13 protein-coding genes are annotated in these 15,760 nt (G+C 63.7%); 5 read left to right on the top strand and 8 right to left on the bottom strand.

Annotation, left to right across the window (positions count from 1 at the left end; genetic code table 11):
• Positions 1 to 23: 23 nt before the first annotated feature.
• Positions 24 to 1,457, bottom strand: coding sequence for a sulfatase (locus VT84_RS05335; RefSeq protein ID WP_082838771.1), 1,434 nt, complete (start codon positions 1,455 to 1,457; stop codon positions 24 to 26).
• Positions 1,458 to 1,588: 131 nt separating this feature from the next.
• Between VT84_RS05335 and VT84_RS05330 the strand changes: the two genes are divergently transcribed.
• Positions 1,589 to 2,179 carry a 2OG-Fe(II) oxygenase gene (locus VT84_RS05330; protein ID WP_082838770.1) on the top strand — a complete coding sequence of 197 codons (591 nt, stop codon included), beginning with the start codon at positions 1,589 to 1,591 and terminating at the stop codon, positions 2,177 to 2,179.
• A 95-nt stretch (positions 2,180 to 2,274) separates the two neighbouring features.
• Positions 2,275 to 3,237, top strand: coding sequence for a HEAT repeat domain-containing protein (locus tag VT84_RS05325; protein ID WP_052560585.1), 963 nt, complete (start codon positions 2,275 to 2,277; stop codon positions 3,235 to 3,237).
• Between the two features lie 15 nt (positions 3,238 to 3,252).
• Here the strand turns inward: VT84_RS05325 and VT84_RS05320 are convergent, their stop codons facing one another.
• Positions 3,253 to 3,711, bottom strand: coding sequence for an RrF2 family transcriptional regulator (locus VT84_RS05320; RefSeq protein WP_082838769.1), 459 nt, complete (start codon positions 3,709 to 3,711; stop codon positions 3,253 to 3,255).
• A gap of 146 nt (positions 3,712 to 3,857) precedes the next feature.
• On the opposite strand from VT84_RS05320, the gene VT84_RS05315 reads away from it, so the two are divergent.
• Complete coding sequence (locus VT84_RS05315) at positions 3,858 to 4,445, top strand: protoglobin family protein (RefSeq protein WP_082838768.1); 588 nt, start codon at positions 3,858 to 3,860, stop codon at positions 4,443 to 4,445.
• 240 nt (positions 4,446 to 4,685) lie between these two features.
• On the opposite strand, the gene secD is transcribed toward VT84_RS05315, so the two are convergent.
• The 6 genes from secD to VT84_RS05285 all read right to left on the bottom strand — a co-directional run bounded on the left by secD (position 4,686) and on the right by VT84_RS05285 (position 11,974).
• Positions 4,686 to 8,126: a protein translocase subunit SecD gene (secD, locus tag VT84_RS05310; RefSeq protein WP_052560583.1), complete on the bottom strand. Its 3,441-nt coding sequence runs from the start codon at positions 8,124 to 8,126 to the stop codon at positions 4,686 to 4,688.
• 88 nt (positions 8,127 to 8,214) lie between these two features.
• Positions 8,215 to 8,562, bottom strand: a complete 348-nt coding sequence (gene yajC, locus VT84_RS05305; RefSeq protein WP_052560582.1) for a preprotein translocase subunit YajC — start codon at positions 8,560 to 8,562, stop codon at positions 8,215 to 8,217.
• A 111-nt stretch (positions 8,563 to 8,673) separates the two neighbouring features.
• Positions 8,674 to 9,783 carry a tRNA guanosine(34) transglycosylase Tgt gene (tgt, locus tag VT84_RS05300; protein WP_052560581.1) on the bottom strand — a complete coding sequence of 370 codons (1,110 nt, stop codon included), beginning with the start codon at positions 9,781 to 9,783 and terminating at the stop codon, positions 8,674 to 8,676.
• Positions 9,784 to 9,796: 13 nt separating this feature from the next.
• Positions 9,797 to 10,171 (bottom strand): hypothetical protein, encoded by a 375-nt coding sequence (locus tag VT84_RS05295; RefSeq protein ID WP_157469201.1) that lies wholly within the window; start codon positions 10,169 to 10,171, stop codon positions 9,797 to 9,799.
• Complete coding sequence (locus VT84_RS05290; RefSeq protein WP_052560579.1) at positions 10,168 to 10,587, bottom strand: HEPN domain-containing protein; 420 nt, start codon at positions 10,585 to 10,587, stop codon at positions 10,168 to 10,170. Before VT84_RS05290 ends, VT84_RS05295 begins: the two co-directional genes overlap by 4 nt.
• A 10-nt stretch (positions 10,588 to 10,597) precedes the next feature.
• Complete coding sequence (locus tag VT84_RS05285; RefSeq protein WP_052560578.1) at positions 10,598 to 11,974, bottom strand: DNA-directed RNA polymerase subunit alpha C-terminal domain-containing protein; 1,377 nt, start codon at positions 11,972 to 11,974, stop codon at positions 10,598 to 10,600.
• Between the two features lie 310 nt (positions 11,975 to 12,284).
• Here VT84_RS05285 and VT84_RS05280 point away from each other — a divergent pair, with 310 nt between their 5' ends.
• Positions 12,285 to 14,543 carry a dienelactone hydrolase family protein gene (locus VT84_RS05280; RefSeq protein WP_052560577.1) on the top strand — a complete coding sequence of 753 codons (2,259 nt, stop codon included), beginning with the start codon at positions 12,285 to 12,287 and terminating at the stop codon, positions 14,541 to 14,543.
• 147 nt (positions 14,544 to 14,690) lie between these two features.
• Positions 14,691 to 15,752 (top strand): protease modulator HflC, encoded by a 1,062-nt coding sequence (hflC, locus tag VT84_RS05275; RefSeq protein ID WP_052560576.1) that lies wholly within the window; start codon positions 14,691 to 14,693, stop codon positions 15,750 to 15,752.
• Positions 15,753 to 15,760 lie beyond the last annotated feature (8 nt).

Genomic DNA, 15,760 nt, shown 5'->3' with positions numbered 1-15,760 from the left:
GCGCTCGCATTCTGGGGAATCTGCTATTTCTCGTCCTTGGACCCGATCTCTTTGCGCAGCGATTCCATTTTCGCTTGCAATTCCTTCACGGTGGCCTGGAACGCGGGGCGGTTCGCGAGGTTCACGCGCTCCTCGGGGTCTTTTTCCAGGTCGTACAGTTCAAACTCCTCGCGGAACTTGAACGGCGGCTCGTAGTAGTGAATGAACTTCCATTTCGGAGTCCGGATGCCGCGGTGCTTGTTCACGTTGTGCGACACGTCCGGGAACTCGAAATACTCGTAGTACCACGCCTCGCGCGGGACCATGTGCGGCGGCAGCGGTCCGGCCGGGGTGAGCTGCGCGAACGGCAGCACGCTCCGCCCGTGCATCGCCTTCGGCGGCGCGACGCCGGCGAGGTCCAGCACCGTCGGCGCGATGTCCACGTTCAGTACCATCGGGTCGAGCTTCATACCGATCGGTCGGTAGTGCCGTTGTATCACCTTCGGCAGTTTCACGAGGAGCGGAACGCGGATACTCGGTTCGTGCATGAACCGTTTGTCGAACCGCTGCCATTCACCCAGGAAGAACCCGTTGTCCGACGTGTACATGACTGCCGTGTCGTCGGCGATTTTCAGATCATCGAGCGCCTTCAGCACCTTGCCCACGTTGTCGTCTACCCCGGTGAGGCACCGGCAGTAGTCGCGGATCATGCCGTCGTAGTCCTTCGTGTCCGGGTACTGGCCGATCATGTTCGCGGCCTGAAGGAACGCACGCGGCTTTCCGGTACCGGCGTCTTCCCACAACGCGGGCTTCTTCACAACGGCGTCCGCGTACAGATCCTTGTGACGCGGCGCAGGCTGCCACGCCCGGTGCGGCGCCTTGAAGAACAGGAACAGCGCGAACGGCTTCTGCCCCTTGCTCTTTTCCTGTCCCTTCTTCACCCACTCAAGCGCCTTGTCGGTCACAACGTCGTCGATCCAGCCGTCGTAGGGTTTGTCCGGCCCGATCTTGCCGTCCGCGCCGCTCTCGGCGATCACCGGTCTGAGGTAGTTCCCCTGCCCCTGGAAACCGAAGTAGTAGTCCCAGGTCTTTTCGCGGAAGTGCCCGGGAACGTGCGATTTCCCGCAGAACGCGACCTCGTACCCCTGTTTCCGCAACTCGTCCGGCAACCACGGCGAATCGGGATTGAGCTTCGTGCCCATATTGTCCCGGACGCCGTTCGCGTGCGAGTATTGCCCCGTGAGGAGCGACGCCCGACTCGGCGCGCACAGCGCGTTGGTCACGAAGGCGTTCGCGTAGCGGTAACCCTCCTTCGCGATGCGGTCCATGTTCGGCGTCTTGATGAACGGGTGCCCCGCACACGACATGAAGTCGTGCCGCTGATCGTCCGTCATCATCACGATGATGTTGGGCTTGTCCGCGGCGCGAACGGGAAACGCGCACGCCGCAAGGACCGCAACCGAGAGGTATCGTCGCATCGGGTACTCCGAGAAGTAACGCGACCGAAGTATACCGCGACACGCGCTCCCGTTCACGCGGCAGATCACCTTTTGCCGACTCGCGGTGTCGGAGACAATGACCGCACTCTTTTCTCCGTGAGGCCCGCCCGATGCGAAAAGAAGAACTCGACGGCGAACAGGTGTTCGTGATCCACGATTTCCTCACGCCCGAAGAGTGCGCGGAATACATCCGCGTGACCGAAGCCGTGGGCTACGGCGCAGCGCCCATCAGCACGGGCGCCGGGTTCGTGATGGCCCCGGAGGTCCGGAACAACGAGCGCGTGATGCTCGACAACTTCGACTGGGCCGCCAAGCTCTGGGACCGCGCGAAACCGCTCCTGCCGTCCCCGTACCGCGAGCGCGAAGCGACCGCACTGAACGAACGGTTCCGCTTCTACCGCTACGACCCGGGACAGACGTTCCGCCCGCACACCGACGGGGTCTTCGCCCGGAACGACGAGCGGAGCCAGTTCACGTTCATGGTGTACCTGAGTGGTGAATGCGAGGGCGGCGAAACCATCGTCTATATCCAAGACGACGGGCTACTACTCCCGGACGGGACCGACATCCGCGTGAAGCCGGAAGCGGGCAAAGCACTGGTGTTTTTCCACTACATGTTGCACGAAGGGGCACCCGTCCGCGCCGGGCGCAAGTACGTTCTGCGGACGGACGTGATGTACCGCGTGGGGCGCGACGAGTGACCCGCGTGCCGAGCAACCAACATGTGGAGCGGAGAAAAGCTCAGTTAAATTGCCGCTCCCCAAAATCGCCCTCAACACACCCAACACGGAAGATCATGTCGCGCCCCAAAGCAACCGCGGCCGCGCTCAAGCAGTTGTCCGACGAGGGAGATAGCACGGACAAGGATCAGGCAACCGAGACGCTCCGCGCGGCCTTATCGAGCGGGACGAGTGCGGTCGTCGCTCAGGCAGCAGAGTTGGCCGGGCGCCTCGCCCTCCCTCGACTCGCTCGCGACTTGTGCGCCGCGTTCGAGCGCTTCAACAGCGACGGGATGCGCGCGGATCGGTACTGTGCGGCAAAAGTTGCGATTGTGAACGCACTGCGCCAACTCAAAATCGAGCGCGCGGCACCGTACCTCAGCGGAATGACGTGCTACTGGCCCGCCCGACCCAATCGGGGTAGTCGCGACGCGGCCGCCGAGTTGCGAATTGCCGCGGCCTACGCCCATTCAGAGTTGGGCTCTGCATCGGAAATCGACGAACTAGCGGGTTTGCTCGCGGACCCGACCGAGGACGTGCGCCTGGCCGCGGTTCACTGCGTCGCCGCGCTGGGCGGAGCGATTTGCGGCCCGCTCTTGAGGCTGAAGATCCTTCTCGGAGACGACAGCCCGAGTGTCATGGCCGCGGGCTTCGAGGAGATTCTTGCGTGCGACAAAGTGAAGCACTTCTCGGTTGTCGCGGACTATCTCGATAGTGAGGACTCGCGGGTTCGGGCGCACGCGGCGCTCGCAATCGGCCAATCCCGGGCGCCCGGCGCGTTGGACCTTCTTACCGCCAAGTGGCGGAGCACCTTCAACGACGACTTCAAACCCGACCTGCTCATCGCCATCGCGCTTTTGCGGGACGACCGAGCGGTCGAATTCCTTCTCTCTTTGCTTGAGGAACACAGAAGCACGGCCCGCGACGCACTCGCCGCGCTCGCACACTGCCACATGCCTCGGGTTCGGCAGCAAGTCGAAGAAACGATCGAGCGCATCGGCGACCGCGAACTCCGCCGGCAGTTTGACGAATTGTTTTAGCGCGAGTAACCGCTCTTACCCGTTACGCACTTTGAGCGTTTGCATCGTGCCGCTCCCGTCGCACAGCGGCACACTCGTACTGGGGTCGGCCAGTACCTCGGCCAGAGTGCTACGGCGGAACGCCTCCTCGACAGTGGCCATCGCCGCGTCCATCCGCCGGTGCAGCGGACACAGGTTGGCGCCGTGGTTCGGCAGGTTCAGCGGACACGTCGCGATACGCGCGATCGGTTCCACTGCGTTCACTACGTCGAGAATCGTGATTTCTTCCGGTGTTCTCGTCAGCGAAACCCCGCCCCCGACCCCGCGCTGCGTTTCCACCAACCCCTTCTTGGCCAGCCCCTGCAAGATCTTCGAGAGGTAGTCCTTCGGCACCTGAGTCGCGTCCGCGATTTGGGCCGTGGTTCGCGCTTTGGGCGCTTCGTGCGCCAAGTGAATCACCGCGCGCAGGGCGTACTCTACCGTTCGCGAGAACATCCTTACGGCCCCTGAATCGCGTGCGATCGTGCTCGGTTTCCGATTTTCATTGTAGCCGCTGGACTCGATTCGATAAATAGGATAAACTACTCCTGTTTCCACGTCGCACGCTTTTCCCGTGCGATCCTCTCTCGAAGGAGCCACACATGACACACATTGACGAACCGCGGCTGGAATCGGATCTGGGGTACCGCTTCGGGTACGTCGCGGGATTCATGGGGTTCGGGGCGGACGACATCGCGGCCATTCACGGCGCGGCCCCGGTTCTTGCGCCGCTCGTGCCGGGCCTCGTGGATGCCGTTTACAACAAGCTCTTCCAGCAGGACGCGACCTGGCGCCATTTCGTTCCGCGCCAGCACGGGTACCAGGGTGAGGTGCCGAAGACCGTCGACCAACTCGCGATGGACCACCCGCAGATCCAGTTCCGCAAGCAGCACCTGGGCCGGTACCTCGCGGCCCTTGTGACGAAGCCCTACGACGGCAAAATGGTCGAGTACCTCGACATGGTCGGGAAGATGCACACGCCGAAGGCGGGGAGCAAGGAACTCGACGTGCCACTCGTGCAGATGAACGCACTGCTGGGCTTCGTGGCCGACGCGCTGACCGCCACGATCCTGGGGCTCGGGCTCGATCGGGACACCGAAGTGAAGACGCTCCGCGCGTTCGGCAAACTGTTGTGGATTCAGAACGACCTGATTACGCGACACTACCAGGGCGAAGTCGTGAGGTCGTAGAAGTTTCACCCGCTCGTTGGCACTCGCGGCTCGTCAAGAGACTCAGGCGAACGGCCGGTGTCAGCCGGCCGGTGAGGTACCTCCCCCAACCACCGCACTCGCGGTTTGTCATCCGGCTCAAGGCGAACCGCGAGTGTCAACGAGCGGGTGAGCCACACACCAAACACTCCCAATAAAGTCGCACGGCCGGAGAACTCATCATGAGTTCTCCGGCCGTGCGACTTTCGGACTTCAGAAACCTTAGCCTTCGACCACTTCTTCTTCCGCGCCCTCTTCCTTCTCTTCGGGCGCCTCTTCCGGAGCGGCACCCGTGGCGTCGCGGCCCTCACCGAGGAACAGGAGGAGCGGGCTGGCGACGAAGATCGAGCTGTAGGTGCTGACCAACACGCCCATCACCATCACGAACGCGAACAGGTGAACGCCCTCGCCCCCGAAGATGTAGAGCACCATCGACGCGAGGAACACCGTCATCGAGGTCAGGATCGTCCGGCTCAGCGTCTGGTTCACGCTGTCGTTAATCATCTGCGGGGTCAGCGTCGGGTTCTTGCCGCGGACCTCGCGGATACGGGCGAAGTTCACGATGATCTCGTTCACCGAGTACCCGACCAGCGTGAGCAGCGCCGCGACCGTCGTGAGGTCGATCTTGAAGTCCTCGATCCCGAGGAACCCGAGTCCGGGGATCAGGTGCAGGTAGTGGCACGCGGCGATCGCCCCGATCGTGAAGCACAGGTCGTGAACGAGGCAGATGACGGCCGCGAGACCGAACGTCCAGTTCCCGAACCGGAACCAGAGGTACAGGAGGATCGCGATCCAGCTCAGGGTGATCGCGATGAGCGCCTTTTCGCGGGTATCGGACGCGAGCTGGCTGTCGAACACTTCCAGCCGCTCCGGTTCCGGGGTGCTGTCGAACGCCTGCTTCGCACCGGCCAGAACCTTCTTGAGCGACAGGAGCTGGGTGCCGCGTTTCGCAGCGGTTTCGGGAGCCGCGGGAGCAGCCAACAGCGAGAGCGCCGGGTTCTTCGACACGTCTAGCTTCATCTGCGTGTACCGGCCCTCGACCGCTTCGCCGACACCGGTCAGGGTGAACGTGTCGGTGCGATCACTCGACTGCTTGCGGAACTCGATGTCGAACAGTTCCTGCGTGAAGTTCCGCGAGGTCGGCTTGTCGAACGTGAGAGTAATCACCCCGTTAGCAACCACAGGGACTCGCTGCTTTTCCTTGACCTTCTTCCCGTCCTTTTCGATTTCCAGTTCGACCTCTTCCTCCGGGTACGACATCGTCGCGCCGTCCATGATGGACACGTCCTTGGCGCGCAGCAGCCGGTCGAGCGTCAACTGCACGATCTGCCGCTGCTTTTCCGTCGTCCGGACCGTGAAGTACCGGCTCTTACCGCTGCCGTAGTCCTCGCCGGTGAGGAACATCTGCTCCACGGACACGTCGGGCAGACTGCTGACGCGAGCCCGCACGTCCTCTCGCATCTCGGCTTCCGTGTTACCGGCCGGCTTCGCCGTCAGCGTCACGGTGTGCTCGGTACCGTCCGTGTAGGTGACCGTGTAAATCCACACGTTCACCGACTCGTCCCCGCTCGGCTTGTTTTCCCAAACGATTGCGTCGTCGCCGGGCTTCACTGCGAGGTTGGCCTTCTGAGATTCTTCGCTCAGCAGTTCGCGGAACCCGGGCTTATCGTCCGATGTCTTCGTAAGCCCGCGTTCTTCGCCGGCCTTCAGTTTACCGGCGAACACGGTCCCGCCGCGGAAGTCCACGTTCAGCCCGTCTTCGCCGCGGTGGAGGAACAGCGCCAGGCCCGCGACGGTCAGCACACCGGTGATCGAGAAGAAGATCCGGCGGTACCGCATCGGGTTGAAGTTGGGTCGCTCGAACAGCCGCATCATCTTCAGTTCGGTCAGCCACCGCTTGTGCAACCAGAAGTCGAACATCAGCCGCGTCATGTACAGCGAGGTGAAGAGGCTGATGATGAGCCCGACCGAGAGGCTGATGGCGAACCCCTTGAGCTGGTCGTTGCCCGCGGAGTACAGCACGATCGCGGTGAAAATACTCGTCAGGTGGGTGTCGATGATCGTGAGGAACGCCCGCTCGTAGCCGTTGCGGAGTGCGGTCGCGATGTTCGCGCCCTTGTTCCGCTCTTCGCGGAGTCGCTCGTAGATCAGCACGTTCGCATCGACCGCCATACCGAGCGTGAGCACCAGCCCGGCCAGCCCCGGCAGCGTGAACGCGGCGTTCACTGCGACCATGAAGCCGATCGTCAGGAGCAGGTTGGCGAACAGCGCGACGCACGCAACCATCCCGGCGAACCGGTAGTACACGACCATGAACACGAGCACCGCGACGAACGCGAACCCGATGGCCGTCGTCCCGCGGAAAATCGTGTCGGCCCCGAGGGTCGGCCCGATGGTGTTTTCGCTGACCGGCTTCTCGCGGAGTTCGGCCGAGAGCGCCCCGCTCCGCAGGATGTGAACCAGCCGGTCCACCGACTTACGGTCGAACTTGCCGGTGATTTGACCCTGATCGGTGATTTCGCTCTGGAGCGTGGGGGCCGAGACGATCCGGTCGTCGAGGAGGATCGCGAGGTTGCGGTGGGTACCACCGGTCGGCTTGTTACGGCGCGTGATCTTACCGAACTGGCGCCCGCCGGCCGAGTTGAACGTGAACCCGACGGCCGGGTTCTCCGACCGGTCCTTCGTGGAGTTCGCGCTAATGGTGATTTCGCCGCCGACGCGGAGCGAGTCCTCGGGCGACACGCGGGTGAGGATGAAGTACTCGTACTTCTTCCGGTTCACCATCGCCTTGACTTCGTCTTCGCTCTTGTCCGGGTTCTCCGCGCGGAGCCGCTTCTCGTCCATTTCCTCTTTGGCGAGCCGCTCGGTGCTGGTCACTTTGCGGCTGAAGATGAGCATGTTGCAGTTGACGTAGTCGACCGGCGAGCCGTCGCGGACCGGGACCGGTTTGTCGCGCTGGGCGGCGAGGACGCCCCAGCGCGGGTCGCTCTCCTGCTCGTTGCTCAGGCCCAGGCTCTTGCGCTCTTCCGGTCCCACTTCCGACCACACGTAGCGAACGGTCGCCTTGCTGTCGCCGATGTCGACGTTGAACGTCTCCACGGGCGCCGGCGGCACGTCCCCGCGGCGCGCGAGCGCTTCGAGGTCGGCCGGCGATTTCCCTTCGAGCAACTGGCGGGCGGCCAGGATGCCGGCCTGGTCGTCCACGCCGTTCGCGAGGATGCGGAACTCGAGCACGCCCATCTGCGAGATGAGCCGTTTCACCTCTTCGATGTCTTCCTTCGAGAGGTTCGCCCGGCCGCTCGACGCGCCCCCGGTGGGCAGGATGATTTCGAGGCGGGTGCGACCGAGCGGGCGCACGGTCACGTTCTTGATGTCGGTGGGGTCGATCCGGCGCTTGATCTGCGCGGCGAGGTTGTTCATTTCCTCGGTCGAGAGCTCCTGGGGAGCACTCGCACCGGGCGCCCGTGGGTCGCTCTGCCCACTGCTGTCGCCGAGGGCCGCTTTGCGCGCCGCCGTGCGCTCGAGGTTGATCTCGTACACCAGAATGGTGCCGCCGGCGAGGTCGATGCCGAGCCGGTACTTCTGGGGCTGAACGGCGAACACCGCCGCCACGAGACACGGCACCAGGCAGATCAAAAGGCCGCGGATGAAGTTCCGTTGCATGGCGTGTGAACCATTCCTGAGACGGTCCGGCGGCCCCCGTCTTGGGGGCGCGCCGCACGTCGGCGTCCTGTGTGACTGTTGCCCGCGATTACTGTTTGGCCGCTTCCGCGTCGTCCGAGCCGAGCACCTGGACGACCACGTTGCGCTTGATCCGCAGCTTCGTGTCCTCGGAGCGGATCACGATCTCGTCCTCGCCGTCCTTCGCCGAAACGACGGTGGCGACGATGCCCGCGTTGGTCAGCACCTTCGTCCCGCGCTTGACCGACGCGATCACCTGCTCCTGGTCCTTCTTCTGCCGGCGCTGGGCCGGGAAGACGACCACGAGCAGGAACAGCACCACCAACCCGAGGATGAACAACGGCGCCATCGGGCCACCGGGCAGCGCGCCCGGCGGCTGTTGTTGCCCTTCTTGCGCGAATAATAAGAGCAAGCTCATTGTCACCCTGCGTTCCTGACTCGGCACCGTACTCGTGATCGCAAAACACCGGAGCGGGATTCAGCTTTTACGCTGAAACGGCGCTCGGTCGCTACAATCGGAACGATCAATTTAGGAATCGGCGTTCCAGCGGGCAAGGCAACCGGCACGGAAGGCCGCGAACCGCCCCTCCGTGATGGCGCGCCGGGCGTCGGCCATCAACCGCAGGTAGAACGCGATGTTGTGCAGACTCAGCAGCGTCGGCCCCAACATCTCGTCGGCCGCGAACAGGTGGTGCAGGTAGCCCCGCGAGTAGTTCTCGCAGCAGTAGCACGCGCAATCGGACGCGACGGGGGCCGGATCTCGCCGGTGTTTCGCGTTCCGCAAGCGGATCGGTCCGTCGCTCGTGAACGCGAGGGCGTTCCGGCCGTTGCGGGTGGGCATCACGCAGTCGAACATGTCGATCCCGGACGCGACCCCGGCGAGCAAATCCTGCGGGCGCCCCACGCCCATCAGGTATCGCGGTTTGTGTTCGGGCAAGCACGCGGCGCACGTGGGTAGAGCCGCGTGCATGGCTTCTGGCGCTTCTCCAACGCTGAATCCGCCCAGCGCGTAGCCGGGGAAGTCCATCGCGACGAGTTCACGGGCACACTCCGCACGCAGATCGAGGTTCAGCCCGCCCTGCACGATGGCGAACTGCGCCTGACCGGGCCGAGAATGGTGCTTTTTGCAGCGTTCCGCCCAGCGAATGGTGCGGAGGACCGCGGCGCGCATCTTCGCCGGCTCGGAGGTCGCGGGCGGGCACTCGTCGAGCACCATCGCGATATCGGACCCGAGGTTCTGCTGGATCTCGACGGCGCGTTCGGGCGTCAGTTCGAGCGGCGAACCGTCGATGTGGCTTTTAAACTTCGCGCCGTGGTCAGTGATTTTCACCTGCCCGGCGAGGCTGAACACCTGGAAGCCGCCCGAGTCCGTGAGGATCGGGCCGTCCCAGTGCATGAACTTGTGCAACCCGCCGAAGTCGCGGACGATCTCATCCCCGGGCCGAAGCGCGAGGTGGTACGTGTTCCCGAGAATGATGTGCGCGCCCGCCGCGCGGACCATCTCCGGCGTCAGTCCCTTAACCGTGGCCTGCGTGCCGACCGGCATGAACGCGGGCGTCGGCACCTCACCGTGTGGTGTGGTGAGCGTACCGGCGCGGGCGGCCCCATCGGTCGCTTGAAGGGTGAATGGAAAAAGCATTTGGAGGGAGGGCTCACGGAGTTGCTGCGCCACCACCCGAAACGGCTTTGAGCGCAGCCGCGTATTCGGCGGCAAACACGGGGGTGTCGAAATCACGGTTCGCGATAGACGATTCCAGTTCGTCTGGAGCGAGTAACAGTAGGATTGTCAAGTCGGCAAGGATATCGGCGTCGAGAGCGTATAAGAGTGGCCAGACGATTTTGTGCCGCTCCGACCGACTCTTGCCACGGAAATCGGGATCGACGACCCGTACCCGAACGGACACCGGGCTGTACCGGTATATGTCCGCTTCCGCCGATGGGTGGGCATTGGTGTAATTGCGAACGGCGGCGGCAATGGCCTCCATGACGGGGTCGACCGGTTCGCGCATATTCACGGCCATCGTCACAACCTCTCGTCGGCCCACTTTCTAACCAGCCGAACGGCGTCCAAAAACTCCTTCGCGGTGTCTTCCGGCATTGTACCAGGGTGGTATCGCAAGTGCGTCCCCCAAGAAGCGACAACGACGAGCGCGTTCGTCAATTCTTTGTCTCTCTTCGGGGGCGGCGGTCCGCCGTATTTGTCGTAGAGAGACCGCAACCAATCGAAATTGTGGGCCTTACTGCCCGCGAACAGCTCTAGCACCTCGTCCTTTTTGCTCTTCCCGGCCTGCGTAACGATCAGGGCTTTCCACATACACTCGACGCAATACCCGCCGAGGTACATGGCAGCGGTCGTTCGAGCCGCATCTAGAAGGAACGCGGCGTCTTCCAACCGCTGCCATGCAACCTGATAAAACCGTTTGGCGTCCTTATCTTGGGGCACGCCCACGTGCTCAGTCCCCGCGGAGCTTGAGGTTGAACTGGCCGAGGCGCTCGCGGACTTCCGTGAGCGAGGTCTGGCCGAAGTTCTTGGCCTCGAGCAGCTCGTCGGCGGTGCGCTGGACGAGTTCGCCGAGTGTGCCGATGTTCAACCGATTCATGCACTTGCGCGCACGAACGGAGAGGTTCAGGTCGCTCACCGGCTTGTTGAGCGTGGCCTGTTCTTCCGGGCTGAGGTTCTGCTGCGGGCGGTAACGGAACTCGTACTGTTGCCCCTGGTCGAGCGACTGCCCGATGCGCAGTTGCTTCGCGTTCATGATGATTTTGATCTCTTCGAGCGACGTTTCGCCGAAGTTCTTGCTCGCGAGCAGTTGCGACTCGGTGACGCGCGTGAGGTCGCCGAGCGTGCGGATGTTCATCCGCTTGAGGCAGTTGCGGCTGCGAACCGACAGCTCGAAGTCGGTGATCGGGATCTCCAGCACGACGCGGTCGGCCATGCGGAGTTGTTCGTCCTCCGGATCGTAGTGCATCGAGAGCGACGCTTCGGAGTCCTTCACGAACAGCTTGGCGCGCTCGTCGCGCGGGTCGGCCTTCGCGAGCCGGCGGTAGCAGTCCGCGGCCTTGTCGTACATGTCGTTGTCTTCGTACAGCACGCCGAGGTTGTACAGGACGCCCTTCCCCACCGGCGGGTACTTCAGGCACCGCTCGTAGTACCCGATGGCCTCGTAGTCGTTCCCCTGCTGGTCGTTCAGGAAGCCCAACCGGAAGAGGGCCGCCGAGTGCCGGGGTTCGAGTTCAACGGCGCGCTCGAAGTACTTCGCGGCCCGGGGAATATCGCCCTCGGCTTCCGCGAGCGCGCCTTCCTGGTAGTAGTATTCCGCGTTGTGCGCGGCCGCGTCCTTGAGTTTGGCGAGGATGGTCTTCGATTCACCAAGGTGCCCCTGCAACCGGAGCACACCGGCGCGCTGGAGCTGCACCGATTGCGGCGCATAGCCCGACTTTTCCGCCCGCTCAAAGGCTTTCACGGCCGCGTCGTAGTGGTCGGTCGTGTCGGCCCCGTCTTCCGCGTACTGGCGCGACTGACCGAGCGTCACGTGGGCCTGCCCGAGGAAGAACGCGGCCAACGGGCCTTCCGCCTTCAGCAGGTTGTCCACCGCGACGCGGACGTGCCCGAGAAAGTAGTTGGCGACACCGAGCTTGAGGTGGATCTTCTTTTGTTGCGGCGGGGCCGCGACCGCGAGCCGCTTCGTGAGCGTGTCGATGATGTCTTTGAGGGCACGAACCTGTGGCCCGCCCTGGGCCAACCCCTCACGCAGCCGCCCGACCATCCCGCCTTCAAAGTCTTCGCGCTCGACGAGAAGCGCCCGCAGATCGATGAGAGATTCCGTCACGTCTGGCCCCCACTGATCGCCGCTCCTCCGACCGCGCTCAGCGGAACAAGCGTCCCGCCCGGCACTCGGCCGAGTGTCCACGAAGGAAAGAAGCGGTGCGACCCCACTCACTAGCCGGACCTTGCCGCGCGTCGGCAGATCGCGCGAGAGCCGGCGAAAATAACGTGCCGTGCCGAAGATAGGCATATTAACGACCGCACCTACGTTTTGGCAAGGTCACCCGCCGGCCGCGTGCGGTCCTCCGAGTGACGGATCGTTGACGCGGCGCGCCCCATCCCTTAATGTCGGCTCACCTCATCCGGAGTTACCCATGCTCTCACGCCGCGAAGCACTCGCCCTCCCCGCCGCGGGGCTCCTGTCGTCCCACCCCTTCCTGCAATTTGCGTTCGCTGCCGACACCGATGACCCCACGGAGGTGTTCACCTACGCCAAGAAACCAACTGATGTGCGCCTCAAGGCACCGAAGACGCTCAACGACTACTTCCCCTTCGTCGTGCCGAAAACGAAAGAGGCGTGGGAAGAACGCCGAAAGCAGCTCCGCGAGCAATTACTCGTCGCCACGGGACTCTGGCCAATGCCGGAGAAGACGCCGCTCAACGCGACCGTTCACGGCAAGATCGATAAGGGCGATTACACGATCGAGAAGGTCTATTTCGCCAGCACCCCGGGCCACTACGTGTCCGGCAACCTGTACCGACCGGTCGGCCCCGACGCCAGCAAACCCGTGAAGTTCCCGGGGGTTCTGTTCGCGCACGGCCACTGGGAAAACGGGCGGCTCCACGACGCGGGCGAAAAGGCCGGCAAAGCCAACGTCGACGGCGGCGGTGAACCGGACATGGACCGCGGCCGGTACTTCCTGCAAGCACTCCCGGCGACACTGGCGAAGCTCGGGTTCGTGGTGTTCCACTACGACATGGTGGGCGTAGCCGACAGCACCGCGATCCCGCACGGCAAGGGCTTCGCGGACGCCGAAGGCGAACTGCGGCTGCAAAGCGCGATGGGGCTCCAAACCTGGAACAGCGTTCGCGCGCTCGATTTCCTCGCCGGGTTGCCCGATGTAGACGCCAAACGCCTGGGCATGACCGGGGCGAGCGGCGGCGGCACGCAGACGTTCATGCTCGCTGCTATCGACGACCGGCTCGCGGCCGTGTTCCCCGCGGTGATGGTGAGCACCGGAATGCAGGGTGGGTGCGTGTGCGAGAACTGCTCGCTGCTCCGCGTAAACACGGGCAACGTGGAAATCGCCGGGCTGTTTGCGCCGAAGCCGCAAGCCTTTTCCTGCGCCAACGACTGGACGAAGGACTTCGTGCGCAAGGGTTACCCCGAACTCGAAGAGCTCTACAAGTTGTACGGTGCGGTAACCCGCGTGGAGGCAAAGGAGTGGCTGCGTTACGGGCACCAGTACAACGTTCACGCGCGCGAGTTCATGTACTACTGGATGCGCAACTATCTAATGGGTAAGGAGGAGAAGGTTACCGAACCGGCGTTCAAACCGGTCGTGCCCACATCCGGTTTAAGCGTTTACGACGACAAACACCGGCGCCCGAAGGACGAACTCGGCGCGAAGGCACTCCGCGAAGTGATGGCGAAAGCCAGCGACGAGCAGATCGCGAAGCTCACCCCGAAGGACACCGAGAGCCTGAAGGAGTACAAGCGCGTGGTGGGCACCGCGTTGCGAGTGATGGTGAACAGCGCCCCGCCCAAAGGCATCATGCTGAGCGAATGGACGGGCAACTTCCCGTTCGTTCGTGGCGCACTCACTCGTGTCGGCAACCACGACGCATACCACACATCAAGCACCGCCGATCTCGTGGCAAAGCTTCACGCAGCGAGCGTCTCGCATCCCAACGAAGCCGACTACTGCCACGGCGACGTGTTACCTTTCTACGTGGCCGAACCCAAGAAGCGCGCGAATCAATGGGTTCTGTGGCTGCATCCGGCGGGCAAATCGAGCCTGTTCGAGAAGGGGAAACTGGTCCCAACGGCGCAAGCGATCCTTGATAAGAACATCGGTATCATGGCGATTGACGTTCTCGGAACCGGCGAGCAAGTGAGTGGCAAACCGTTCGCGGTAGACAAGGGGTTCGCCGGCTACACTTACGGCTACAACCGAACCCTCTTAGCTCAGCGCGTTCACGACGCACTGACCGCGGTTTCCTTTATACGGCGCTCGTACCAGAATCGCGGTTTCGTGCTCGGTGGCACCGAAGAGAAGGGCAATCCCGTTCACCTCGTCGGGTGGGAGTCGTTCGGGCCGATCGCGATTCTCGCGAAGGCACTGGCCGGCGACGCGGTCGCGAAGACCGCGGCCGACATGAACCAGTTCAAGTTCGAGGACATCAAGGACACCGCCGATCCGATGCTGCTCCCCGGCGCCGTGAAGTACGGCGGGTTGGGCGCGTTCCTCGCGCTATGCGCGCCGGGCGAGGTGCTCGTTCACAACCACAAGGGCACCGGGAGCGGCCAGGTGTCGCGCGCCGCATACGAGGCCGCGGGCGCGGCCAAGAACCTCACTCGCGTGTCCGAAAAACTCGATCCCGCAAAGGTCGTTGAGTGGTTGGTGAAGTAACGGAGAAGAACCCTAACCGCTCGCCCCCCTTCTCTTAAGAAGGAGGGGAGAAACACCCGCTCGCTGGTGCCGGCGGTTCACTCAATCGCATCCCCCATCGACCCCTCTTCGACGAAGAGGGGTCGATGGGCCGAGTTCCAACGAACTATGCGCCGCTTCCTCATCGTTGTCACTTTGCTTCTCGTTGGGTTGTGGCTCCGGTCCGCGTTCTTCGCGGTGGACGCGGCCGAATTCGTGTACGTGACGCGGTTCGGCCACGTCGAAGCGATCCACGACGGCGGGACCAACGCCGGCCTGCACATCAAAGCCCCGTGGCCCGTCGACTCCGTGCTGCGCATGGACCGGCGGGTGCAGTCGTTCGACCTACCCGCGGTCGAAGCGCTCACACGCGACCCCGCGACCCGCACCGTCGACAAGACGCTCGCGGTCGATGCGTTCGTGACGTGGAAGATCCCCGACACCGAAGCCGCGGACCGCTTCGTGAAGACCGTCCGCACCCCCGAGCAGGCGAAAAAGATCCTCGGGCCGCTCATCAACGGGCGGCTCGCGGCGGTCATCAGCACGATGCCGATCGAAGACCTGATCGGAGTCACCGACACGCAAACCACGCTCGCGGCCATCACCGGCGGACAGGGCGCAGCTCTGCCCGAGTCGTCGTTCCGCTCCGACGATTCTCGGCTCATCGACGAGCGCAACGAGCGCGTGCGCCGGCGACTGCTCGGCTCCGAGAGCTTACACGGCGGCCCCGCGAACCCGGTAGACGACATCCGCACGAAGGCCCTCAGCGAGTACGGCATCCAGGTAATCGACATCCGCGTGCGCCGGTTCAGTTACCCGGACACCGTGCGCGGGAGCATCGCGGAGCGCATCCGCAGCGAGCGCGCGAAAAAGGTCGCCGACTACGAGAGCGACGGCCGCAAGCGTGCCGCGGACATCACCACCGATGCCGACCGTGCGGCCCGCATCATTGAGGCCGACGCGAAGGCCCAGAAGACCGTAATCGAGGGTCAGGCCAACGCGGAAGCCGCCCGCATCCGTGCCGCGGCCTACGCCCAGGACCGCGAGTTCTACTTGTTCCTGGAACAACTGCGGTCGTTCCAAGCAATGCTCTCTGACACCCGCGACGTGCTCCTGCTCACGACCAAGCACCCACTGCTGCGGATCATTCAGGGACCGCCGACCCCGGCACAAGCACCGCCACCGAAGTAGTGCCCGGG

This window comes from Gemmata sp. SH-PL17 (assembly GCF_001610855.1).
Lineage (GTDB): Bacteria > Planctomycetota > Planctomycetia > Gemmatales > Gemmataceae > Gemmata > Gemmata massiliana.
The sequence above is the reverse complement of the archived record's forward strand: the minus strand, read 5'-3'. Positions and strand labels throughout refer to the sequence as shown.

What these genes read in the sequence shown, in the direction of transcription:
- VT84_RS05335 (WP_082838771.1), bottom strand. Translation starts at nt 1,457, where the DNA reads ATGCGACGATACCTCTCGGTTGCGGTCCTTGCGGCGTGCGCGTTTCCC.
- VT84_RS05330 (WP_082838770.1), top strand. Translation starts at nt 1,589, where the DNA reads ATGCGAAAAGAAGAACTCGACGGCGAACAGGTGTTCGTGATCCACGAT.
- VT84_RS05325 (WP_052560585.1), top strand. Translation starts at nt 2,275, where the DNA reads ATGTCGCGCCCCAAAGCAACCGCGGCCGCGCTCAAGCAGTTGTCCGAC.
- VT84_RS05320 (WP_082838769.1), bottom strand. Translation starts at nt 3,711, where the DNA reads ATGTTCTCGCGAACGGTAGAGTACGCCCTGCGCGCGGTGATTCACTTG.
- VT84_RS05315 (WP_082838768.1), top strand. Translation starts at nt 3,858, where the DNA reads ATGACACACATTGACGAACCGCGGCTGGAATCGGATCTGGGGTACCGC.
- secD (WP_052560583.1), bottom strand. Translation starts at nt 8,126, where the DNA reads ATGCAACGGAACTTCATCCGCGGCCTTTTGATCTGCCTGGTGCCGTGT.
- yajC (WP_052560582.1), bottom strand. Translation starts at nt 8,562, where the DNA reads ATGAGCTTGCTCTTATTATTCGCGCAAGAAGGGCAACAACAGCCGCCG.
- tgt (WP_052560581.1), bottom strand. Translation starts at nt 9,783, where the DNA reads ATGCTTTTTCCATTCACCCTTCAAGCGACCGATGGGGCCGCCCGCGCC.
- VT84_RS05280 (WP_052560577.1), top strand. Translation starts at nt 12,285, where the DNA reads ATGCTCTCACGCCGCGAAGCACTCGCCCTCCCCGCCGCGGGGCTCCTG.
- hflC (WP_052560576.1), top strand. Translation starts at nt 14,691, where the DNA reads ATGCGCCGCTTCCTCATCGTTGTCACTTTGCTTCTCGTTGGGTTGTGG.